Origin of the sequence: Streptomyces sp. NPDC002032 (genome assembly GCF_042890765.1) — a bacterium.
Classification (GTDB): Bacteria; Actinomycetota; Actinomycetes; order Streptomycetales; family Streptomycetaceae; genus Streptomyces.
Genome location: NZ_JBIASM010000004.1, coordinates 174,792 through 197,074 on the forward strand (window position 1 = coordinate 174,792; position 22,283 = coordinate 197,074).

Annotated in this window: 22 protein-coding genes; 9 read left to right on the forward strand and 13 right to left on the reverse strand. The window is 74.0% G+C overall.

The genetic code is table 11. The features are described from left to right. Nucleotides 1-15: 15 nt before the first annotated feature. The gene (locus ACFYYT_RS12395; RefSeq protein ID WP_351817358.1) at nucleotides 16-480 is read right to left on the reverse strand and encodes a type II toxin-antitoxin system PemK/MazF family toxin; all 465 of its coding nucleotides are present in this window, start codon (nucleotides 478-480) and stop codon (nucleotides 16-18) included. A 497-nt stretch (nucleotides 481-977) separates the two neighbouring features. Between ACFYYT_RS12395 and ACFYYT_RS12400 the strand changes: the two genes are divergently transcribed. After that, a complete protein-coding gene (locus tag ACFYYT_RS12400) occupies nucleotides 978-1,481 on the forward strand; it encodes a phosphatase PAP2 family protein (protein ID WP_351817361.1) in 504 nt (167 codons plus the stop codon). 142 nt (nucleotides 1,482-1,623) lie between these two features. Further along, entirely contained in the window at nucleotides 1,624-3,105 is a 1,482-nt protein-coding gene (locus tag ACFYYT_RS12405; RefSeq protein WP_351817364.1) for a cellulose binding domain-containing protein, read from the forward strand. Here the strand turns inward: ACFYYT_RS12405 and ACFYYT_RS12410 are convergent. From ACFYYT_RS12410 to ACFYYT_RS12425, 4 genes are all read right to left on the reverse strand, one after another. Beyond that, a complete protein-coding gene (locus ACFYYT_RS12410; protein ID WP_351817367.1) occupies nucleotides 3,089-4,351 on the reverse strand; it encodes a pyroglutamyl peptidase in 1,263 nt (420 codons plus the stop codon). The two genes, ACFYYT_RS12405 and ACFYYT_RS12410, sit on opposite strands and share 17 nt — an antisense overlap. 223 nt (nucleotides 4,352-4,574) lie before the next feature. Continuing rightward, complete coding sequence (locus tag ACFYYT_RS12415) at nucleotides 4,575-6,038, reverse strand: amidase (RefSeq protein ID WP_351817370.1); 1,464 nt, start codon at nucleotides 6,036-6,038, stop codon at nucleotides 4,575-4,577. Between the two features lie 88 nt (nucleotides 6,039-6,126). Then, nucleotides 6,127-6,822 (reverse strand): alpha/beta hydrolase, encoded by a 696-nt coding sequence (locus tag ACFYYT_RS12420; RefSeq protein WP_351817373.1) that lies wholly within the window; start codon nucleotides 6,820-6,822, stop codon nucleotides 6,127-6,129. 101 nt (nucleotides 6,823-6,923) lie between these two features. Beyond that, nucleotides 6,924-8,177 carry an MFS transporter gene (locus ACFYYT_RS12425; RefSeq protein ID WP_351817376.1) on the reverse strand — a complete coding sequence of 418 codons (1,254 nt, stop codon included), beginning with the start codon at nucleotides 8,175-8,177 and terminating at the stop codon, nucleotides 6,924-6,926. 264 nt (nucleotides 8,178-8,441) lie between these two features. Here ACFYYT_RS12425 and ACFYYT_RS12430 point away from each other — a divergent pair, with 264 nt between their 5' ends. The 6 genes from ACFYYT_RS12430 to ACFYYT_RS12455 all read left to right on the forward strand — a co-directional run bounded on the left by ACFYYT_RS12430 (nucleotide 8,442) and on the right by ACFYYT_RS12455 (nucleotide 15,514). Further along, nucleotides 8,442-9,437 carry a LacI family DNA-binding transcriptional regulator gene (locus ACFYYT_RS12430; protein ID WP_351817379.1) on the forward strand — a complete coding sequence of 332 codons (996 nt, stop codon included), beginning with the start codon at nucleotides 8,442-8,444 and terminating at the stop codon, nucleotides 9,435-9,437. A gap of 266 nt (nucleotides 9,438-9,703) precedes the next feature. Next, nucleotides 9,704-10,903: a thiolase family protein gene (locus ACFYYT_RS12435; RefSeq protein ID WP_351817382.1), complete on the forward strand. Its 1,200-nt coding sequence runs from the start codon at nucleotides 9,704-9,706 to the stop codon at nucleotides 10,901-10,903. A 239-nt stretch (nucleotides 10,904-11,142) separates the two neighbouring features. After that, the gene (locus ACFYYT_RS12440) at nucleotides 11,143-12,582 is read left to right on the forward strand and encodes an aldehyde dehydrogenase family protein (RefSeq protein WP_351817385.1); all 1,440 of its coding nucleotides are present in this window, start codon (nucleotides 11,143-11,145) and stop codon (nucleotides 12,580-12,582) included. Between the two features lie 167 nt (nucleotides 12,583-12,749). Further along, entirely contained in the window at nucleotides 12,750-13,142 is a 393-nt protein-coding gene (locus ACFYYT_RS12445) for a thioredoxin family protein (RefSeq protein ID WP_388607928.1), read from the forward strand. 40 nt (nucleotides 13,143-13,182) lie between these two features. Continuing rightward, the gene (locus tag ACFYYT_RS12450) at nucleotides 13,183-14,610 is read left to right on the forward strand and encodes an NAD(P)/FAD-dependent oxidoreductase (protein WP_351817390.1); all 1,428 of its coding nucleotides are present in this window, start codon (nucleotides 13,183-13,185) and stop codon (nucleotides 14,608-14,610) included. Between the two features lie 139 nt (nucleotides 14,611-14,749). Continuing rightward, entirely contained in the window at nucleotides 14,750-15,514 is a 765-nt protein-coding gene (locus ACFYYT_RS12455) for a metallophosphoesterase (protein ID WP_351817392.1), read from the forward strand. On the opposite strand, the gene ACFYYT_RS12460 is transcribed toward ACFYYT_RS12455, so the two are convergent. The 7 genes from ACFYYT_RS12460 to ACFYYT_RS12490 all read right to left on the reverse strand — a co-directional run bounded on the left by ACFYYT_RS12460 (nucleotide 15,487) and on the right by ACFYYT_RS12490 (nucleotide 20,200). Beyond that, nucleotides 15,487-15,747: a DUF2087 domain-containing protein gene (locus ACFYYT_RS12460; RefSeq protein WP_351817395.1), complete on the reverse strand. Its 261-nt coding sequence runs from the start codon at nucleotides 15,745-15,747 to the stop codon at nucleotides 15,487-15,489. The genes ACFYYT_RS12455 and ACFYYT_RS12460 overlap by 28 nt on opposite strands. 125 nt (nucleotides 15,748-15,872) lie before the next feature. Next, nucleotides 15,873-16,523: a hypothetical protein gene (locus ACFYYT_RS12465; protein WP_351817398.1), complete on the reverse strand. Its 651-nt coding sequence runs from the start codon at nucleotides 16,521-16,523 to the stop codon at nucleotides 15,873-15,875. After that, entirely contained in the window at nucleotides 16,520-17,023 is a 504-nt protein-coding gene (locus tag ACFYYT_RS12470) for a DUF6114 domain-containing protein (RefSeq protein ID WP_351817401.1), read from the reverse strand. The genes ACFYYT_RS12465 and ACFYYT_RS12470 overlap by 4 nt, the downstream gene beginning before the upstream one ends. Further along, nucleotides 17,014-17,676 carry a DUF6230 family protein gene (locus tag ACFYYT_RS12475; protein ID WP_351817404.1) on the reverse strand — a complete coding sequence of 221 codons (663 nt, stop codon included), beginning with the start codon at nucleotides 17,674-17,676 and terminating at the stop codon, nucleotides 17,014-17,016. The genes ACFYYT_RS12470 and ACFYYT_RS12475 overlap by 10 nt, the downstream gene beginning before the upstream one ends. Before the next feature lie 107 nt (nucleotides 17,677-17,783). Beyond that, nucleotides 17,784-18,542, reverse strand: a complete 759-nt coding sequence (locus tag ACFYYT_RS12480) for a MerR family transcriptional regulator (protein WP_351817407.1) — start codon at nucleotides 18,540-18,542, stop codon at nucleotides 17,784-17,786. Nucleotides 18,543-18,579: 37 nt separating this feature from the next. After that, nucleotides 18,580-19,776, reverse strand: a complete 1,197-nt coding sequence (locus tag ACFYYT_RS12485) for a methyltransferase (protein ID WP_351817598.1) — start codon at nucleotides 19,774-19,776, stop codon at nucleotides 18,580-18,582. Between the two features lie 70 nt (nucleotides 19,777-19,846). Further along, complete coding sequence (locus ACFYYT_RS12490; RefSeq protein WP_351817410.1) at nucleotides 19,847-20,200, reverse strand: tetratricopeptide repeat protein; 354 nt, start codon at nucleotides 20,198-20,200, stop codon at nucleotides 19,847-19,849. 125 nt (nucleotides 20,201-20,325) lie between these two features. Here ACFYYT_RS12490 and ACFYYT_RS12495 point away from each other — a divergent pair, with 125 nt between their 5' ends. Then, a complete protein-coding gene (locus tag ACFYYT_RS12495; protein ID WP_351817412.1) occupies nucleotides 20,326-21,291 on the forward strand; it encodes a pirin family protein in 966 nt (321 codons plus the stop codon). Between the two features lie 306 nt (nucleotides 21,292-21,597). Here ACFYYT_RS12495 and ACFYYT_RS12500 read toward each other — a convergent pair whose 3' ends face one another. After that, entirely contained in the window at nucleotides 21,598-22,095 is a 498-nt protein-coding gene (locus ACFYYT_RS12500) for a hypothetical protein (RefSeq protein ID WP_351817415.1), read from the reverse strand. Between the last annotated feature and the right edge of the window lie 188 nt (nucleotides 22,096-22,283).

Here is a 22,283-nt window from a genome sequence, read left to right on the forward strand (position 1 = left end):
GGAGCGGCCGCCGGGCTACTGCCAGCCGTAGCGCTCGCGCAGCCGGTCCGTCACCAGGCGGAACCGTACGGGATCCAGCGCACAGGCCTCGCGGCGCATGCCCGACTCGTGGACGCGCAGCACCCGGTCCAGATCCACCCAGGACTCCCGCCCGGCGCCGTCCCACGGCCCGGAGCCGATCGGCACCCACTCCCGTTCGGCGTCGTGCCGCTTGCTGGAGAGCTGCACGGCGAGCAGGGTCCGCCCGCCCGCCTCCCGCGCCACGACGAGCACCGGCCGGTCCTTGCCGCGCCCGTCGTTCTCCTCGAAGGGAACCCAGGTCCACACGATCTCCCCGGGATCGGGATCCCCGTCCGGATCCGGCGCGTACTCGGTGCGCACGGGCCCGATGGCGCGCGGATCGGCCTCGGTGGTGGCGGTGAGCCCGTCGCGCCCCGGTTGCTCGGCGTAACCACTGCTGTGATGCGAAAGTGCCGTCATCGCCCGGAGATTACCGGCTTTCCGCCCTCGACAACACACCCCCCGGGGTCACGCTCCGCATCCGCCGCCGAAGACTCCGCGCGCACCGGAGGGCGGGAGCCCCGCCGCCCAGATCCAACCGCGCGGGCTCACCTGAGACTGCGGTGTGCATTCGCCCGGCAGGGTTCGGCGCGGCCGGCCCCGGCTCGGTGGAAGACGCCGTACTCCTCGCACTCGCGGGCCGATGGCGGTGCGGCCTCCGTTGTAGAGGTGGAGGGTGCCGTCGTTGCGGGTGACGGAACGTTCGAGCGGATGCTTCGAGACGCGCAGGGGAACGCCGACGCGGCGGGGCGGGACGGCTGGTCGTGGGGGTGGGAGGGGGTGGGGGCTGGCATGATCGGGGGGTGGAATTGGGGGGATTTATGCGTGGGGCTGCGGTGGTTTGGGGAGCGCGGGGGAGGGTGGCGCGGGGGGTTACCGATGGGCTTGAGCCCCGGACGTGGATCCTTGCCGTCACGGTGCTGACCGGGTGGCACGCCGCCGGAGTGGCGGGGGTCGGGTGGGGGGCGTTCGCGGCGTTCTTCTGCGGGGTCGTTCCGATGCTGTGGATCCGGTGGGGGCAGCGGCGCGGGTACTGGGGTGACCGGCACGTCCGGCGCCGCGAGGACCGGCTGATCGTGCTGCCCGGCGTGATCGTCTCCGTCGTCGTGTGCCTCGGCGGCCTCGCGCTGCTGGGCGGGCCCCGCGAGGTGACGGCGCTCGTCGTGGCGATGCTCGCGACGGTCGTGGCGATCCTGGCGGTCACCACCCGGTGGAAGATCAGCGTGCACACGGCGGTCGCCGGCGGGGCCGTCGCCGTCCTGGCCCTCGCCTACGGGCCCCGGCCGCTGGCCGCGTACGTCCTGGTCGCCCTCGTCGGCTGGTCCCGGGTCCGGCTGCGGGACCACACCACCGCCCAGGCGGTCGCCGGCGCGGGCCTGGGCGCGGCGGTCGCGGGGGCGGTCTTCGGCGCCCTGCGCTGAGGCTTAACGCCGTCCGATCGCTTCCTTAAACGGAACCTAAGGTTCGCCGGGGCGGGCCGGGAACGGACGAATGTCCGATTCGGTGCGGCTAGCGTGCTGCCGCACCCCAACTCCCCGGTAGAACAGCAGAGGCAGGCACGCCATGGGCAGCACAGTCGGTCACCGCCGCAGGACCAGCGGCAGGACGAAGGTCACGGGAGCGATCGTGGCGGCGGCGGTGATCGGGGGCGCCGCCTTCGCGTTCACCGGGACCGCCCAGGCGACCTCGGTCGGCGCCGTCTACACCACCTCCAGCTCCTGGAGCGGCGGTTACACGGGCCAGTACGTCGTCACCAACAACACCGCCGAAGCGCAGACCGACTGGACCCTCCGGTTCGACCTGCCCGCCGGTACGAAGATCGACTCCCTGTGGAACGGGACCCACACCGTCGACGGGCAGCACGTCACCGTCCGGCCCGCGAGCTGGAACCGCACGCTGGCGCCCGGCGCCTCCGTCACCGTCGGGTTCGTCGCGAGCGGTGCGAGCGGCACGGGCGCACCCGGTGGTCCCACCGGGTGCCTGATAGACGGCGTCAAGTGCTCCGTGGACCAGGGCGCGACCCCGGCCCCCAGCGGACGGCCGACCGACGCCCCGAGCCCCGCTCCCTCGGGGACCCCGACCGCGAGCGCGTCCCCCGCCCCGACGGCCACCGCCACCGCCACCGCCACGGCCCCCGCGCCCGCCCCGGGCGCCGGCGCGCGGTTCGCCCCGTACGTCGACACCTCGCTCTACCCCGCCTACGACCTCCTCGACACCGCCACCCGCACCGGCGTGAAGGAGTTCCACCTCGCCTTCGTCACCTCGGGCGGCGGCTGCTCCCCGCTGTGGGGCGGCGTCACCGACCTGGCGAGCGACAAGGTGGCCGCGCAGATCGGCGCACTGCGCGCCAAGGGCGGCGACGTCCGCGTTTCGTTCGGCGGGGCCTCCGGCCGCGAGCTGGCCCTGAACTGCGCGAGCGCCGACGACCTCGCGGCGGCGTACGGGAAGGTCATCGACCAGTACCGGCTCACCAAGGTCGACTTCGACATCGAGGGCGCCGCGCTGCCGGACACCGCCGCCAACACCCGTCGCGCGCAGGCCGTGGCCCGGCTGCAGAAGTCCCACCCCGGCCTGGACGTCGCGTTCACCCTGCCGGTGATGCCCGAAGGGCTGACCCAGCCGGGCGTGGCCCTGCTGGCCGACGCCCGCAAGAACGGCGTACGGATCGACGCGGTCAACATCATGGCGATGGACTACGGCCCCGCGTACGCCGGGAACATGGGGGAGTACGCCGTGCAGGCGGCGACCGCGACCCAGGCGCAGATCAAGGGGGTGCTCGGACTCTCCGACCAGGCCGCCTGGAAGGCCGTCGCCGTGACCCCGATGATCGGAGTCAACGACGTCTCGACGGAGGTCTTCACGGTCGCCGACGCCACCCGGCTGGTGGAGTTCGCCGCGGCCAAGGGGATCGGCCGGCTGGCCATGTGGTCCGGGGCCCGCGACAAGCAGTGCGCCGCCGGAGCCCTCGACCACGCCGACCCCACGTGCAGTTCCGTCCTCCAGCAGCCGCTGGCCTTCACGAAGGCCTTCAGCGCCCTGCGTTAGAGGACCGCAGGACGGCCAGGACCTGCCCCGTGATGCCGGCCTCGTTGCGGTCGAATTCGGTCCCCGTGAGCAATGCGGGGTCGGCCGGCAGACCGGTCAGCACCGGGGTGTGCAGGTGGCCGCCCGGCAGGTCCGGACGCAGTTCCAGGCGCAGGCGGTTGGAGCGGTAGGCGACCTCGTTGGAAAGGTAGCCGCCGCCCCCGCCCGCCACGGCGCGCGAGCCCGGGGTCGGACCGTCCTCGCGGTCGACCGGGCCCGTCCCGCCGGCCGGGATCTCGCTGACGGCGGTGTTCAGGCGTACGGGGTAGGGCGCCTGGACGGCGGTCATGGCGTCGGTCGGCAGGCTGGTCCGCAGGAACTCCGCGCCCGGGCCCATCCCCGGCGCCGTGACGGGGTGGTCGTACGTGCCGCCCGAGAGGGCGTTCGCGTTGTCCGGGTACGGGTCCGCCGAGCGCGCCCGGCCCGCCCAGGCCTCCAGGGTGAACAGTCCGGGGTAGCCCTGGCTGATGCTGGTGATCATGTCGGCGGAGCGGGGGCCAACCGCCAGCCGGGGGCCGTAGGCGCGCTCGACGATCCCGGCGTCGAAGTCGGCGTAGCGGACGGGCAGGACGACCGCCCGGAACTCGGCGACCGTTCCGTCGGCGAGGGTCGTGCGACGGCCGTTGAGCTGGAGGGCGGCCGAGCCCGACGGGTTGGCCCGGCGCAGTTCGGCGTCCAGTCCGAAGGGGTCGAAGCCGCTGACGAAGATCCGCCGAACGCCCGGGGCGGCGCGGAACTCGTTGGCGGTCAGGCCGCGCGAGGCGTCCTCGAACCGGGACGTCAGGGCCGCCCGGTCGACGGGGAACGCCGGCTGCCAGCCGGCGAGCCGGACCGTCATCGCCAGCCGGGCCCAGTACAGCGGCCGGTCGTCACCGGAGGCCAGGTCCCCGCCGGGGCGCCGGCCCTGAGCCCGGTCCACGGCGGCCTGCCAGAGCGCCTCGCCCCACGCGTCGAGGAGCCGCTCCGCCCCGGCGGCATCGCGCACGGTGCACAGGGCGGCCGGGAAGCGGCGTACGAAGCCGTCGAGTCCGGCCCGTTCGGGGAACGCCGCGGTACGGGGATCCGCGAGGCGGCGCTGTTCCGGATCCGGCGCGGGTACGGGGTCCACGGCGACGGCGCCCCGGCAGCCGGGTCCGGCGTCCTCCGCGTGGGCGGCGGCGGGCGGGAGGACGGCGGTGACGCCGAGGAGGGCGGCGGTGAGGGCCACGCGGCGTAAGAAGGTGCCGCGTGTGAACGTGGCGCGCTTGAACGCGCGGCGGGCGAGCGGCCCGCGCCTGAACGTGCGTTGGGCCAGCGTGTCGCGCAAGGGCCTGTCCCTGAGAAGTGTCATGCGATGTGACATTACATAGAGCGAGGCCCACCCCGGAGGGGCAGATCCGGCCGTCCGCGCCGACGGCCTCGTCCGCCGGCGTCCTCGCCCCCCCGGGGTCCTAGTCCGCCGCTCCCGGCGGCCAGTGCTCCGCCCAGCCCTCGGCCGCCTCCAGCTGCGCCGCCAGGGCCAGCAGCCTCGGCTCGGCGTTCTCCGGACCCAGCAACTGCGCCCCCAGCGGCAGCCCGTCGGGGGTGAACCCCGCCGGGACGCCCACGCCCGGCCAGCCCAGCACGTTCCACGTCCAGGCGTACGGGCACGCCGCGATCATCGCCCGGTCCGTGGCCAGCGCCCCCAGCCCCGCCAGGGCGCCGATGCGCAGCGGCGGGGTCGCCGTCGTCGGGGTGAGCACCACGTCGAAGCGGCCGAACAGCTCCCCGACCCGGCGACGCAGCAGCCCCTCGGCCCGCCGCGAGAGCCGCAGCGCCGCCCCGCCCAGCAGACGCCCCGTACGGGCCGCCCCGTGCGTCCGGGGATCCAGCAGAGCCGGGTCCGGGACCCGGGACGCCAGCTCGCGCACCCCGGCCGTCGCGCGCGGTACGAAGAGCGGCCCGATCGGGCCGTAGCGCGGGTCTTCGGGGACCACCTCGTGCCCCAGCGACTCCAGCCGCCCGGCCAGCCGCTCCACCGCCGCCCTCACCACCGGGTCCGGGGGCGTGGCGGAGGCGGTGAAGGCCCTGCCGAAGGACAGCGCGATCCGCAGCCGGCCCGGCGGGCGGGCGGCCGCCGCGACGGCGGAGACGGGGGCCGGGCGGTACCGGTCGCCCGGGGCCGGACCGCTCACCGCGTCCAGGAGCAGCGCGGCGTCCGCCACCGTACGGGCCAGCACGCCGTTGACCGTGAGCCCGTGGAAGGCCTCCGGCTCCGGCCACGTCGAGATGCGCCCGCGCTGCGGTTTCACCCCCACCAGGTGGGTCCAGGCGGCGGGGATCCGTACCGAGCCCGCCCCGTCGGAGCCGAGGGCCGCCGGGACCAGCCCGGCCGCCACGGCGGCGGCCGAGCCGCCGGAGGAACCGCCGGGCGTGTGGGCCGGGTTCCAGGGATTGCGGGTCGCTCCGAAGGCGGGCCCCTCCGTGAAGGGCCACTGACCCAGCTCGGGGGTGTGGGTCTTGCCGACGATCACCGCCCCGGCCGCGCGCAGCCGGCGTACCGCCTCGCTGTCGGCCCGCTTCGGCGGGAAGTCCCCGGCGCAGCCGAAGGCCGTGGGCTCCCCGGCCACGTCCATGTCGTCCTTGACGGCCACCGGTACGCCCAGCAGCGGCAGCCGTTCGCCGCGCGCCAGCCGCCCGTCGGCCGCGTCCGCCTCGGCCAGGGCCGCTTCGGCGCGGACGATCCGGAAGGCGTTGAGGGAGCTCCGGGTGGCGTCGATGCGGGCGAGCGAACGCTCCGTCAACTGCCGCGCCGTCACGCTGCCTTCGGACAGCGCGGCCGCCATCTCCCGCAAGCCGGAGGGGCCCTGTGGGCCGGAGCGGGGCCGGACCCCCGGCGCCTCCGTGGAACCGTACGCACGCGATGAGCCCGCCATCGGACTTCCCCCCTACCGATCGGTAAGTACCGACGGTAGGGCGGGAGTCGGTGATGCGGAAGGGCCCAGGGACCCCGGCCGCGGGGTGCTAGATCCAGCCCTCCAGCGAGGCCATGAACCCGTCGAAGTCGTCCCGGTGGATCGTGTGCCCCGCGCCCGGCACCGAGCGGACCTCGAACCCGCGCTCCCGGAGCACCCCCGCGCGCTCGGGGGAGATCAGGAAACTCGGATCGGCCAGCTGGACGAGCGAGGGGACCACCGGCGCGGCCGGCATCAGGTCCCGGCCGGCCAGCGGAGCCAGGCTCAGCGCGGTGGCCTCGTCCCACAGGGCCAGAGTCAGCTCCTCCACCTCCACGTCCGCCGCCTCCCAGCGCGGGTTCATCGCCCGGATCCGCTCCCGGCCGGCGGTCTTGAAGGCGGCGAACAGCTCCGGGCCGAAGCCGGTTTCGGGGGAGGCGAGGTGCCAGGCCGGGTCGGAGTAGACCGCCCGCGCCGGTTTCAGCCGGTCCACGGCCAGGGACAGGGTCAGCCCGCCCAGGGAGTGGCCGATGGCCAGCTCGGCGCCCGCGGGCAGGCTCTCCACGACGTCGTCCGCGAAGAGTTCGGGGCGGTACGCGCCGCGCCCGCTCGCACCATGGCCGCGCAGGTCGACGGCGATCACCCGGTAACCGAGCCCGGCGAGGGCGGGACCGACCCGGCGCCAGGTGCGGTGGTCGGCCATCATGCCGTGGATGAGCAGGGCGATGCGGTCGCCCGCGCCCCAGGTCTGCGTGTGCAACTGCACGGTGGAGCCTTTCCGGAAGAAGGGTATGAAGCGTACGAAGGACACGAAGGGCACGAAGGGAACGAAGGAACAGGGGGGAGGGAGGAAGGGGAGCCGGGCCCTCAGCGGACCCCGCGGATCGGGCGGACGGCCAGCGCGCCCGCCACGGCCAGCACGGCGGCGATGACGAACAGCGCGGTGTACCCGCCGCTCACCGAGACGACGAGCGAGGCGATGAAGGGCGCGACGATCTGGGGTCCGGCGTTCGCGATGTTGAGCACGCCCATGTCCCGGGCCGCGTCCTCGGCCTTGGGGAGCACCATCGTCACCAGCGCGGTGTCCACCGCCATGTAGGACCCGAAGGCGAGCCCGTTGACCACGGAGAAGGCCAGCATCGCCGCCCAGCTCGCCGACACGGCCGGGATCGCGAGCGCGACCGCCGACAGCAGGGCCGAGGCGCCGACGAACAGCTTGCGGCGCTCGAACCGGTCGGACAGGTAGCCGCCCACGACGGTGGAGACCACCATCGCCACACTGGTCAGCGGCATCAGCAGGGCCACCGCCGACTCCGGCTCCATCCCGTCCGGCAGCACCGTGTGGTCCTGGAGGATGTAGAGCTGGTAGCCGCTCACCGCGAAGTAGCCGAGGACGAGCAGCGCCCGCCCGATGAACGCCCAGCGGAAGTCGTGGTCCCGCAGGGCGCCGGTGAAGGCCGCCAGCTGGGCCCGTACGGGCAGGGGCGCGCGGGGCGGCAGTCGCCGCTCCCGGGCGCACGTGGTGAACAGCACCGCACCGGCCGCCACCAGCGCGCCGAAGACGAGGTAGCCGGTGCGGTAGTCGTCCGAGAAGGCGGCGCCCACGAGCGCGCCGACGGCGGATCCGACGGGCAGTCCGAGGCCGACGGCGGCCGAGGCCCTGCCCCGGGCGGTCATCGGTACGCGGTCGGGGACGACGGAGGTGAGGGCGGCCTGGTAGACGTTCATCACGGCCTGGCCGAGGCACCAGGCGAGCGTGATGAGCAGGATGGTGTCGGCGAGTCCGAGCAGGAACATCGCGGGTACCGCCGCGAGGCCGCCGCCGAGGATCCACGGGTTGCGCCGGCCGCTGCGGTCGGACAGCGCGCCGGCGGCCGGGTTGAAGACGGTCGCGAAGATCGCCGAGACCCCCGCGATCAGGCCGAAGTTGGCGACCTTGTGCGCCGGATCGGCGTCCTCGACCTGGAGCGCGAGCAGGACGCCGGCGACTCCGATGTACAGCGCGTACATCGCGGAATTGCCGACGAGCAGCAGGGGCAGCAGTCCGCGCGTGGGGGCCGGCGCGACCGGGGCGTCGGAGGTGGCGGCGGCGGTGCCGGTGCCGGGGGTGGAAGGGGCCACGGTGCCCTCCTGGGCAGCGAGTGCGAGCGGGTGAGGGGGTGCGCGCCACCCCGTCGCGACGGCGGGGGTGCGACGGAGCGCGGCGGGGCGCGGCGGGGCGCGGCGGGGCGGCGGCACCCCGTGCGCAGGGGAAGGTGACGCCGCGGTGACCGCGGCATTGACGGTGCTTACACGTGTCAATGAATCGTGTAAGCACTGTGTAGCACCCGTTTCCGGCCATCCGCCAGACCCCGGCACGGACCGGTCTGGAAAGATGCGACGGCAATGTCTGAGTCAACGAACCCGCCGACCAGCGCCGACGTCGCCCGCCTGGCGGGCGTATCGCGCGCGACGGTCTCGTACGTGCTGAACAACGCCGAAGCCGTACGTATCAGCGAGCCCACGCGCCGCAAGGTCCACCAGGCCGCCGAGGAGCTGGGCTACGTCCCGCACGCGGCCGCCCGCAGCCTGCGCGCCGGGCACACCCGGATCGTCCTGCTGCCCACCTCGCCCGTGCCGGCGGGCCCGCTCTACAGCGCCTTCCTCAACGAACTGCAGTGGGCCCTGCGCCGCCTCGACTACACGGTGGTGCAGTACGGCAGCCTCGGCCTCAGCGGCGACCAGGCCGCGCGGGCCTGGGCCGAGCTGCGTCCGGTGGCGGTGATCTCTCTGGGGGAGATCGCCCTGTCCGCGCACAACGTCGCCACCCTCAAGCGGGCCGGTGCCCGCGCGGTGATCACCCTGGGCCCCGTCGCCGTGCCGGGGGCGCACGCCCTCGTGATGGACCAGGCGGAGGTCGGGGCGCGGGCCGCCGCCCACCTCGTCGAACGGGGCCGGCGCCGGATCGGCGTGATCGTCCCGGAGGAGGACGGCCTGGAGCTGTTCTCCGCGCCCCGCCTGGCCGGGGCCGAGGCCGTGGAGGGCGCGCGGATCCAGCCGCTGGCGATGGCCTACACGGAGGAGTCCGCGGCCGCGCTGGCGGCCCGGTGGCGCACGCTGGAGCTGGACGGGGTGTTCGCGTACAACGACGAGTACGCGATGCTGCTGATGCGCGCCCTCCAGGACGAGGGCCTGCGGATCCCCGAGGACGTGGCCGTGGTCGGCGCCGACGACCTGCTCCTCGGACGGCTGCTGCGGCCCCGGCTGAGCACGGTCCAGATCGAACTGCCCTCGGGCGACCATCTGGCCTCGCTCGTGGACCGGGCGGTGCGCGAGCCGTCGGAGATCACGCGCCGGCACGACCTGATGGCGGCGGTGGCGCTCCGCCGCGAAACCACCTGACGGGACGGCCGCGGTCCGCCCCGCCCGCCACGGCGGGCCGTTGACAGGCGGCGACGCGGCGGCGGAGACTGCGGGCGCGCCCCACCGGGCGCACCCCGGCGGCCCGCCCCCGGTGTCCGCACCACGTACCCGGCCACCACGGCGGGCCACCACCGCGGGCCACCACCGCGGGCCACCACCGCAGCCGCGACACCGGCTGCGGCACCGGCCGTCCCACCGGCACCGGCCGCGCCTCCACCCGTACGGATCCGCCCAGGAGAGACCCCATGAGCATCCGCACCGTCCGCGACGTGTACGTCGTCGACGCCGTCCGCACCCCCATCGGCAAGTTCGGCGGGGCCTACGCCGGGGTCCGGCCGGACGACCTGGCCGCCCACGTGGTGCGCGCCCTGGTGGACCGTACGCCCGACCTCGACCCGGCCCGCATCGACGACGTCGTCTTCGGAGACGCCAACGGCGCCGGCGAGGACAACCGCGACGTGGCGCGCATGGCGGTGCTGCTGGCCGGGCTGCCGGTGACGGTGCCCGGCGTGACCGTCAACCGGCTGTGCGGCTCGGGGCTCGAAGCCGTGGTGCAGGCGGCCCGCGCCATCGCCCTGGGCGACGCCTCCGTCGCCATCGCGGGCGGCGTCGAGTCGATGACCCGCGCCCCCTGGGTGGTGCAGAAGCCCGAACGGGCCTTCCCCGCCGGGCACCAGCAGATGTGGTCGACCACCCTCGGCTGGCGGATGACCAACCCCCGGATGCCCGCCGAGTGGACCGGCTCCCTCGGCGAGGGCGCCGAGCTGATCGCCGAGAAGCACGGCATCACCCGTGAGGCGCAGGACCTGTTCGCGCTGGAGAGCCACCGCAAGGCCGCCGAGGCGTGGGCCGCCGGACGGTACGACGGTGAGGTCGTGGCGTACCCCGGTACGGACCTCGTACGCGACGAGTCCATCCGCGAGGGCTCCACCCCCGAGTCCCTGGCCCGCCTCAAGCCCGCCTTCCGCAGGGACGGTTCGGGCACGGTCACCGCCGGGAACTCCTCTCCCCTCAACGACGGCGCCGCGGCCCTGCTGCTCACCGACGAGGCGGGGCTGGCCGGCACCGGCCGGGAGCCGCTGGCCCGGATCGGTGTCTGCGCCGTCACCGGCATCGAACCCCAGCTGTTCGGCCTCGGCCCGGTCGACGCCGTCGCGCGGGCGCTGTCCCGGGCCGGACGCCGCCTGCCCGACCTCTCCGTCATGGAGCTCAACGAGGCTTTCGCCGCCCAGGCGTTGGGCTGCCTCGAAGCCTGGCCCGAGCTGGACCCGGCCGTCGTCAACCCGCGCGGCGGGGCCCTCGCCATCGGCCACCCGCTCGGGGCCTCGGGTGCCCGGCTCGCGGGCTCGGTCGCCCACCAGCTGGCGGCGGCCGGCTCGGGCACCGGCATGGCGGCGCTGTGCATCGGCGTCGGGCAGGGCATCGCGCTGGTCCTGGAGCGCTGAGCCGCGCCGCCGTGGGCCTGCCCGCCGCCCCGGGGCGGCGGGCAGGTCCCCCCGGGGCGGGCAGGCCCACGGCGGGCGCCGGTCCGGCCGCCCGGGGCCCTCACCCCGGCGTCGATCGTTTCCAGTCACCGGATCGCGTCAACTGCCCAATAACTGAACAGAAGTGGTGCCCCCGGTCTGGCACGATGGCGCGTGCTGCCGCCCCCCGCCCCGCCCACCCCTTCCGGAGGCCCCGCGTCATGCCGCTGCTCGATCCCACACTCTGGCAGGACGGACCCACCCTCACCGGCGGTACGGCCCCGGTCCTCGAACCCGCGACCGGCCGTACCCTCGCCACCCTCGACCTGGCCGCGCCCGCCGACGTGGCCGAGGCCGCCGTACGGGCCCGGGCCGCGCAGCGCGACTGGGCGCGGGCCGGACACCTGGAGCGGGCGGCCGTGCTGCGCCGTGCCGGGGACCTGTTCGCCGCGCACGCCGGTGAACTGCGGGACTGGCTGGTCCGGGAGTCGGGCTCGATACCCGGAAAGGCGGACTTCGAGCTGCACGTCGCCGCCCAGGAGTGCTACGAGGCCGCCGCGCTGGCCTCCCGTCCGGCCGGGCAGGTGCTGCCCAGCGAGGCGCCCCGGCTCTCCTTCACCCGGCGCGTCCCGGCGGGGGTGGTCGGGGTGATCGCCCCCTTCAACGCCCCGCTCATCCTCTCGATCCGCTCCGTCGCGCCCGCGCTCGCCCTCGGCAACGCCGTCCTGCTGAAGCCGGACCGCCGCACGGCGGTCTGCGGGGGCCTCGCCCTGGCCGCCGTGTTCGCGGCCGCCGGACTGCCCGCGGGGCTGCTGCACGTGCTGCCCGGCGGGGCCGCCACCGGCGCCGCGGTGGTGGCCGACCCGCGCGTGCGCGTGGTCTCCTTCACCGGATCCACCGCCGCGGGCCGTACGGTCGCCGAGCTGGCGGGCCGTCACCTCACGCGTGCGCACCTGGAGTTGGGCGGCAACTCGGCGCTCGTCGTGCTCGCCGACGCGGACGTCGAGGCCGCCGTCGCCCAGGCCTCCTGGGGTTCCTTCTTCCACCAGGGCCAGATCTGCATGACCGCAGGACGCCACCTCGTGCACGCCTCCCTCTACGACGAGTACGTCGAGCGCCTCGCCGCCCGCGCCGAGGCGCTGACCGTCGGGGACCCGTACCGCGAGCGCGTGCACCTCGGCCCGCTGCTCGACCGGACCCAGCTGGAGCGGGTCCACGGCCTGGTCGAGGCCAGCCTCGAACAGGGCGCCAAGCTCCTCGCGGGCGGCACCCACCGGGACCTCTTCTACCGTCCGACCGTGCTCGCGGGCGTCGCCGACGACACCCCCGCCTACTGCGAGGAGGTCTTCGGTCCGGTGGCACCCGTACGGTCCTTCGCGACGGAGGACGAGGCGGTCGAGCTGGCCTCCGCCGGCCCCTACGGGCTCTCCCTGGGCATCGTCACCGGCGACGCGGCGCACGGCCTGGAGCTGGCCGAACGCATCCCGACCGGCATCGCCCACATCAACGACCAGACCGTGAACGACGAGGCGGTGGCCCCCTTCGGCGGGGTCGGCGCCTCCGGTACGGGCGCCCGCTTCGGCGGCGAGGCCAACCTCGACGCCTTCACCGAGCTGCGCTGGACCACGGCCCGCACCACGGCGCCCGCCCACCCGTTCTAGGGGCGCGGCCCCCTCCCGGGGAAACCGGCCGGGAGGGGACGGGCGGAATGCCACGGACCGGTCGATCGTTCACGAGGAACACGCAGCAATCAGGAGGTCTGGACACCGTGGCCACAGTGGAGCTCACCAAAGAGAATTTCGACCGGACGGTCAGCGAGAACCCCTTCATGCTGATCGACTTCTGGGCGGGTTGGTGCCGCCCCTGCCTCCAGTTCGCCCCGGTCTACGAGAAGGCCGCCGAGGCCAACCCGGACCTGGTCTTCGCCAAGGTGGACACCGAGGCCCAGCAGGAGCTGGCCGCGGCCTTCAGCATCACCTCGATCCCGACCCTGATGATCGTCCGGGACCAGGTGGCGGTCTTCGCCCAGGCCGGAGCCCTGCCGGAGGCGGCGCTGACCGACCTGATCGGGCAGGCCCGGGCGCTGGACATGGACGAGGTCCGCGCGAAGATCGCGGCCGAGGCGGCGCAGTCCGAGCCGCCGGCCTCCCCGCCGTCCTCGCCGTCCACCCCGTCCGCGCCGGAAGAGGGCCCGGGGACGTCCGGCACGCCGGAAGCCTGAGATTGCGGGACACCGCGCCCGGCCTGTGACACTGGACCGCATGACCGAAGCGGTGGAGTACGACGTCGTGGTGCTCGGCGGGGGACCGGCGGGCGAGAACATCGCCGACCGGACCCGCGCCGCCGGGCTCCGTACGGCGGTGGTGGAGAGCGAGCTCGTCGGCGGGGAGTGCTCGTACTGGGCCTGCATCCCCAGCAAGGCGCTGCTGCGCCCGGCGCTGGCCCGCTCGGAGGCGCGCCGGGTGCCGGGGCTGGCGGGCGCCGTTCAGGGCCCGCTCGACGCGGAGGCGGTGTTCGCGCACCGGGACGAGTGGACGGGGCACTGGAAGGACGACGGCCAGATCGGCTGGCTCGACTCCATCGGCGCCCATGTCTACCGGGGCCACGGGCGCCTCTACGGGATCCGCAAGGTCGCCGTGACCAGCCCCGAGGGGGAGCACCACGTCCTCTCCGCCCGGCACGCCGTGGTCGTCGCGACCGGCACGCGCGCGGTGGTCCCCGACCTGCCCGGGATCGCCGGAGCCCGGCCGTGGACCAGCCGCGAGGCCACCTCCGCGAGCCGGGTGCCGGAACGGCTGCTGATCGTGGGCGGCTCGGTGGTGGCCGCCGAGATGGCCACCGCCTGGCAGGCCCTCGGCAGCAGCGTGACCGTCCTCGTACGGGGTTCCCGGCTGCTGCCGCGGATGGAGCCCTTCGCGGGCGAGCTGGTCGCCGAGGCGCTGACCGCGGCCGGGGCCGTGGTGCGCACCGGTGTGGCGGTGGAGGCGGTCGTACGGGACGGCTCGACCGGCCCGGTGGCCGTGGTGCTGGAGGGCGGCGAGACCCTGGAGGGCGACGAGCTGCTGATGGCGACCGGCCGGGCGCCGCGCACGGACGACATCGGCCTCGACACCGTGGGACTCACCCCCGGCGACTGGATCGGCGTCGACGACGGCTGCCGGGTTCCCGGCCACGACTGGCTGTACGCGGTCGGGGACGTCAACCACCGCGCGCTCCTGACCCACCAGGGCAAGTACCAGGCCCGGATCGCGGGCGCCGCCATCGCCGCCCGTGCGGCCGGCACCGAGCCGGACACCGGCCGCTGGGGCGCGCACGCGGCCACCGCCGACACCGAGGCGCTGCCCCAGGCGGTGTTCACCGATCCGGAGGCCGCCGCCGTCGGCCTCACCCTGGACGAGGCCGAACGGGCCGGGCACCGGGTGCGCGCCGTCGACTACGACCTCGGCAAGGTCTCCGGCGCCGGGCTGTACGCCGAGGGGTACCGGGGGCGGGCCAGGATGGTCGTCGACCTCGACCGGGAGGTGATCCTGGGCGCCACCTTCGTGGGTCCGGGCGCCGCCGAGCTGGTGCACGCGGCGACCGTCGCGGTCGTGGGGGAGGTGCCGATCGCGCGGCTGTGGCACGCGGTTCCGGCGTTCCCCACGGTCAGCGAGGTATGGCTGAGGTTGCTGGAGACCTACCGGGGTTGAGGGGCGCGGCGGGCTCCGGGGGGCCGCCGGCGCCCGGCGGGCACCCTGTTGAATGGGTGGCCCGCCCGCGCCGATGGGACGTGACGCACCGTCACCGTCCGTCGGCGCGGGCCGCATCCGAGCGAAGGAGCCCTTGTCCGTGATCGTGATCGCGCAGCTCAGCGACGTCCACCTCGACGGCGGACACCGCGCCGCGGAACGCACCCGCGCCGTGGTGGAGTACCTGGACGGCCTCCCGTACGACCTCGACGCGGTGCTCGTCAGCGGGGACATAGCCGACCGGGGGACCGCGGCCGAGTACGAGGAGGCGCGCAAGGCGCTCACCACCCGGCATCCGGTGGTCATCTGCCCCGGCAACCACGACGAGCGCGGCGCGTTCCGCCGGGTGCTGCTGGGCGAGACGGAGCCCTCGGCGGAGCCCGTCGACCAGGTGCTGCGCGGGGAGGGCTTCGTCCTGGCGGTGTGCGACTCCTCCATACCAGGCGAACACCACGGGTACCTGGCGGACTCCACCCTCGCCTGGCTCGACGGCATCCTCTCCGGGACCCCGCACGAGGTCCCGGTGCTGGTGGCCTTCCACCATCCTCCGGTGGAGCTGCACACCCCGTACGTCGACGAGATCAGGCAGTTCGGTCAGGAGCGGCTCGCCGCTCTCGCGGACCGCCACCCCCACCTGCTGGCGTTCCTGTGCGGGCACGCCCACACGGCGGCCGTGACCACCTTCGCGGGCCGTCCGCTGCTGGTGGCGCCCGGCGTGGTCTCCAGCATCCGGCTCCCCTGGGAGACGCAGACGGACCCCGGGCACCACCTCCACCTCGACGAGCCGCCCGCCGTCGCCTTCCATGTGATCGGCGACGACGGACGGCTCACCACGCACTACAGGGTGGTCGTGGCCCGGCGGTAGCTGCTGCCGTCCCGGGTCCGGGTGAGCAGGCCCGAGGTGATCAGATAGCGGCGGAGCGCGGAGCAGTCCTCGTGCACGGTGAGCAAGGCCTCGTTGACCTCGGGCTCGGTGTAGGCGCGGTCCGGCGCGAAGAGCGACTCGGCGAGGTGGGCGAGGAGTTGCTCGCGCCGCGCGCTCTTGCGCGGGATCGCGAGCAGCCGGCCGCCGGAGAAGAGGTCCTGGACGTGTGACATGCCGTCGAGCTTCGCCCGCCCGCGCGGCGCCCGGCAACGCATTTTCCGCCCGGGCGCGCGCCCGCGCCCCACCGCCCCGGGAGGTCCGGGCCGGTGGGGCGCGGGTGCCGTTGCCGTGGCCGGGGTCAGGGGGCGACGGTGATCTGCTGGGCCGCGTCGGTGGTGTCGGACACCTTGTACACGGCGTTGAAGGTGGAGGAGGTCGCGCTCGTGGGGCAGCCGAAGCCACCGGTGACCGTGACCGGGACCGAGGCGTTGGTGAAGGTCAGGCTCGACGGCGCGCCGTTGGCCCAGGTGCCGCCGACCGCCGCGGGGCCGCTCGGCGCCGCGGTGACCGTGCAGGTGGCGAGGCCGGTGGTGTGCACGACGAGGCCGCCGGTCGGCACCGTCATGGTGGCGGTGATCGGCGAGCCGTTCTGCATCGACACGGCCCAGGCGCCGCTGGTGGTCACGGTCGGGGTGACTCCCGGCATGCTCGACGTACAAGAGCTGTACGTCGGCGGCGAGATGGGCGAGGAGACGGGCCCGGCCGCGTTGTGGTTGCCGGGGGCGGCCGGCACCGTGCCGGTGGAGACGGAGACCGTGCAGGTCACCGTGACCGAACCGGCCTTGAGGGTGGCCTTCCCGCTGAGGGTGGCCTTGAAGGCGTGTCCGGCCGGTGTGACGGTCGTCGACCCGGCCAGCGGTAACGGTGCGGCGGTGGCGGAGGCCGAGGCCACCGTCAGGGCGGCCGCGGCCGCCATCCCGAGCGCGAGAGCGGTACGCGTACGGCTCATGGCTGTGCTCCTTGGGGATCGTGGTGCGGGGTGGGGGCGGTGATGTCCTCTGTGCTGTCCTCTGTGCTGTCGTGCGTGCTGTCCTGTGTGCTGTCCTGTGTGCCGTTCTCCTCGGGGCCGCTCTCCGGGGTCTTCCCGGAGCGGCGCCGGCGCCGGGGCGGACCGGGCTGCCAGGCGAACATGAGTCCGCCGCCGAGGATGCCGAGCAGGGTGCCGATCAGGAACCCGCCGAGGTTCGAGAGGACCAGCGAGGCGGTGGCGATCAGCGTGGTGAGGACCCCGGCGAGGGAGCGCTGCCGGGGGGAGAACCAGGCGGTGAGACCGAGGACGATCATGATGATCCCCATCAGGACCGACGGGATGCCCGCCACCCCCTGCTGGAGCATGATCTTCAGCGGTGCGAGCGGCAGTACGCAGATCCAGGCCCCGGCCAGGACCGCGAAGAGCCCGCCCCAGAAGGGCCGGGCGCGCCGCCACCGCCGCCAGCGGCTCAGAAGCATTCCTTCTTGCCCTTGCTGATGTTCATGTTCAGCCCGGAGAGCTTGAAGGTGCCGGCGTTGGTCGCCCATGCCGTCTGCTGGAGCTTGGTGATGTTGACCGTGTCCGCCTGCTGGGCGAAGAGGTCCTGCATGCCCACGGCCTCGGCCGGCCCCTTGTCGAGGGTGGAGGCGTCGCGGCCGATCTCGATGTTGGTGAAGACCGCGTCACCGCCGAGCTGGGTCGCGTCCACGAAGAGGTTGCTGGCCTCGACGGGGTCCTTGTCGCCCGCCGTCAGGTTGAGCGAGATGTCCCCGATGACGGGGAGGGTCGTGACCACCGACTGGCAGAGGCTGTGCAGCTTGGCCTCCTTGATGGCCGTGACCGCCACCGGTATGAGCTGGTCGCGGGCGTTGACGTCGACGCTGCCGTACTGGGCGAAGCCCTCGCCCTCCAGGCTCTTCGCCGACACCTTGAACTGCTGTCCCGACACCGCGAAGGAGGCGGCGAGCGCGCCCTGTGCGAGGGCGATTCCGAGCCCCGCGGTCACCGCCACCGCGGGCACCGTCAGCAGGGCGAACCGGCGCCAGCGGACCCGGCCCTCGTCTCTGCCGGCGGCGTCCGCGGGAGCGCCTTCCCCGCCGGGCGGTTCGGATAAGTTCGGTGAATCCGCCATGAGATCGTCCCTTATCTCGGCTGTGCACCTTTGTTACCGACGAGTTGAATGTAAGAGTGCCAATGGTGGTTGGCAAGGTTGCGCGACCGCACCCTTTCGGCCGACTCCTACTGCTCCGTACGCAGCAGTTCGGCGACCTCCGCCTCCACCCGCCGGGCCATCGCCCGCGCGAACTCGGCGGCCACGACCTCGCCGGCCACCGGGCGCAGTGCCGTCACCGCCTCCCGGACGTGATCCAGCTGCGTGGCCGAAAGTGGCTCAAGCCCCCCGGGGCCGATCACGTGCCGCCGGAACAGCGCGACGAACCGGTCCGCGAGCGCGGCCGCCTGCACCTGGAGGAAGTCGCCCGCGTCCAGGATCTCCGCCAGCGGCACCCCCTGCCGCACCAGCGCCACCGTGGCCTCCAGCAGCCGCCGGCTCGGATACGTGACCACGTCCCCGTCCACGTGTACGTATCCCAGCTCGACCGCCCGCCGGGTGTCCTCGGCCGAAGCCGCCGGGCCGAACAGCTCGCGCAGCTCGGCCCGGGTCATCGAGACCGGCTCCTCCTGGACCCAGTCCCGGGTCATCTCCCGCTCCAGGCCCAGCAGCTGGGACAGACCGCCGCCCTGCTCCCAGGCCGCCAGCAGCTCCGCGATGCCGTTGACCGTGTAGCCCCGGCCCAGCAGGTCGCTGATCAGCCGCAGCCGGGTCAGGTGGTCGTCGGAGTACCAGGCGATCCGCCCCTCGCGCCGCGGCGGGGGGAGCAGGCCGCGCTCCTGGTAGTAGCGCAGGTTGCGCACCCTGACGCCCGCCGCCTCGGCCACGTCCTCACGGCGGTAGCGCCGCCCGCCGCTCGCGCGGTCCTTCTGTGCCCCGGTGCTCACGCGGCCGAGTGTAGGACGTACTGGCTGGTCACATGGGTCAGACGGACCGCTCCCGGGCCTCGCGCTTGACCGCCCGCAGGACCACGAACTTCGGCTCGCTCGCGACGACTTCGCTGTTGCCGAAGAGCCGCCGCAGATGCGTGTGGTACCCCATGTGCCGGTTGGCCACCACCCACAGCTCCCCGCCCGTGCGCAGCACCTTGCGGGACTGCGCGAACATGCGCAGCGCCGTCGCGTCGGTGGTCGCCTGGTGGGAGTGGAACGGCGGGTTGTTCAGCACCAGGTCCACCGAACCCGGCTCCAGCATCGCCACGCCGTCACCGACGTGGAACTCCGCCGTCCGCCGGCCCGGGCGGACATTGGCCTCGTAGGTGGCCCGCGCCGAGGCGACCGCCTGGTACGACTCGTCGGTGAAGACGACCGCCGCGTCCGGGTCGGCGACCGCGACCGCCGCACCCACGATGCCGTTGCCGCAGCCCAGGTCCACGACCCGGGCGCCGTCGGTGTTGGTCGGGATGTTCTGGAGGAAGAAGCGGGTGCCGACGTCCAGGCGGTCCGCGCAGAAGATCCCCGCGTGGTTGACCACGGTCAGTCCGGCGCCCGAGCCGCCGTCCTCGTCCACCGTGTACGTGACCGGCCACGGCCCGGCGCTCTCCGGACGGGCGGCGCCCGGATTCCCCGGGGTGCAGAAGATCAGCCGGGCCTTCTTCTCGGCCAGGGACGTCTTCGTCGGCCCCAGGATCTTCTCGAAGAGGCGCAGGGTCGAGGTGTGGATCTCCTTGACCATGCCGGTGCCCACGACCACCGTGTCCGCGTGCACGTGCGGGGCCAGCCGGTACAGCTGGTCCTCCAGCAGCGCCAGGCTCTTCGGCACCCGGACCAGCAGCACGTCGATCCGCGCGGGCGGCGCGTCCTGCGTGGTCAGCAGGGTCACCGTGGACTTCGAGGTGCCGATGCCGGCCCGGTCCAGGTTCGCCTCGGTGGCGGCGCGGGTCAGCGAGGAATCGGTGATCTGCGTGGGGTGGTGGGCGGCCAGGGCCGTCGTCAGCGCCCCCCAGCGGTCGCCGATCACGGTGATCTGCCCGGCGCCGGCGAGGTCCACCGGGCCGCGCTCGCCGGTACCGGCGTCGAGATGACGCAGCAGGTACTCGTCGGCGGCGTCCCAGGCGCGGAGCCGGTCGCGCGGGTCGATGGGGTAACGGGTGAGTTCGTAGGAGCCGAAAGGCGTGGTCAGGCGATTCATATGGAACCCAGGCTAGCCGAGGCGGCCCCCCGGCCCCGCACACGCGGGGCCGGACCGTCCCCTACTGCGGGAACTCGCCCGCCATGGCGGCCGCCATCCGCAGGTGCGGGCGGGCCTCCTCGGCCCGGCCGCGCCGCTCCAGGGTGCGCCCGAGCATGAGCCGCGCGTAGTCCTCCACCGGCCACCGCTCCAGGATGGCGCGCAGCTCGTGCTCGGCGCGGGAGAGCTGGGCGGAGTGGTAGTAGGCGCGGGCCAGCAGCAGCCGGGGCGCGAGCTGCTCGGGGGCCTCCCCGGCCACCGTGACCAGGACGCGGGCGGCCTTCGCGTACTCCTTGGCCTCGAAGAAGAGCTGCCCGCGCGCCCAGCGCTCCGCGGTGGTCCCGTGCTCGTAGTAACCGTCCTGGCGCGCGTCCATGGCCGCCCTTCCGCTCGGTGCCGTCTTCGTCGGTGGCTGCAACACCGGACCGCCCCCGCACATTCCGGACGCGCTCCCCGACCGGAATGGGAGCGTCCGGGCCCGGTCGCACTAAGTTGTGCGGTATGAGCAATCTCGATCGCCAGCCCGCGCTCGCCACGTGCGGCGGCCGCGGTTTCGTCGTCGCCGAACCGGTGCGCGAGCTCCTCAGCCCGCGCACCGTCAAGCTGGGGGAGTCCACCGAGGTCCGCCGGCTGCTGCCCAACCTGGGCCGGCGCATGGTGGGGGCCTGGTGCTTCGTCGACCACTACGGCCCCGACGACATCGCGGACGAGCCCGGCATGCAGGTCGCCCCGCACCCGCACTCCGGCCTCCAGACGGTCAGCTGGCTGCACGAGGGCGAGGTGCTGCACCGCGACAGCGTCGGCAGCCTCGCCACGATCCGCCCGCGCGAGCTGGGCCTGATGACCTCCGGCCGGGGCATCAGCCACTCCGAGGAGAGCCCGCGCCCCCACGCCCGCCTCCTGCACGGCGCCCAGCTCTGGGTGGCCCTGCCCGACGCGCACCGCGACGTGGCCCCGCACTTCCAGCACCACGCGGAACTCCCGCAGGTCACGGCCCCCGGCCTGACGGCCACCGTCATCCTGGGCACCCTGGACACGGCCACCTCGCCCGGGACGGCGTACACCCCCATCGTCGGCGCCGACCTCACGCTGGCGGCCGGCACCGAAACCCGCCTCCCGCTGAACCCGGACTTCGAGTACGCGGTCCTGTCGATGTCGGGCGAAGCCCGCGTGGACGACGTCCCGGTCCTCCCGGGCTCGATGCTCTACCTCGGCTGCGGCCGCACCGAACTCCCCTTGCACGCACTGTCGGACGCGGGCCTGATGCTGCTGGGGGGCGAACCGTTCGAGGAGGAGATCGTGATGTTCTGGAACTGGATCGGCCGGTCACACGATGACATCGCGCAGGCCCGCGAGGACTGGATGGAAGGCACCCGCTACGGCGAAGTGAAGGGCTACGACGGCCCTCCGATCCCCGCTCCGGCTCTCCCGCCGGGGCCCCTGAAAGCGCGCGGACGGGTGCGTTGACCTGCGCTTTTATGTAGTAGGTCGACCAGCCGGCATCGGCCGACGAGAGGCCGCATCCCGTGCGAAGATCGTTCCGGCGGGGGAAGTGACGGGGGCTCCGGAAGGCCCTCTCCGGGCCTTCGACGTTTCCCAGGTATGACCAGCTGGGGTCAGCTTTGCCAGGACCAATGCTGACCCAATGCTGACTTTGGTGACAGTTCGTCAGGTCCGCTGGTGTCCCGCCACGAGGCTCTCGGTGGCGTTCGAAGCGCGACGCTGCTCGGTGCAACGTGTTGTACCGAGCAGCGGGACTGGCGGGCGCTGGGCTCAGGCCGCGTCGCTCGCTACGGGCGGCCGCCTCCGCGAGCCGAACGTCGAGTCGAAGGTGCGACAGCGTGTCGTGGGCACGAGCAGATACGGGGCCCCTGAACCTGCGACCGAGTGGGGGCCGGTCTGTCCCGCCGTGAGGGCGTCGTACGGGGTGAGGACGTCGAGGCTGTCGAACACGTAGTAGAGGGACAGCACGGTCCACGCGACGAGCTGGAGGTGTGCGCGGACCGCGGCGCTTTCGATGGCGTGGCGGTGCGTCGCCTGACTGGTCATGCTGCTCTTGCAGTCGATCATTGCGACGTGGCCCTCCTTGGCGGCAAGGAGGTCGGGAGTCCAGCGGAGGGAGCTGTCGGTCGTTCGGAGTGCGGCTTGAACAGGGTGGGTGAGGACTCCCTGCCCCCACGGGTTGACCGCCCATCCGCGCGCGGTCAGTTCCTCGGCGATGCGCTGCTCGTGGGCGTCCCCCACGGCCTTCCTCTGCTGAAAGCTCGGCATGACGTGAAGTGTTGCGCAGCCCGCTCCGACCCAAACGAGCGGCGGATGCAGACCGGCCAGGCGGAACCACGCAGAACCTGTCTCACTGCGTCCAGCTGTGTCCGCCTGAGTCCAGCTGTGTCTCACTGTGTTCGGACAACAATGGCCGGAAGTCATCCACACCTGGCCCTACTTCGCTCCGCGGTGTC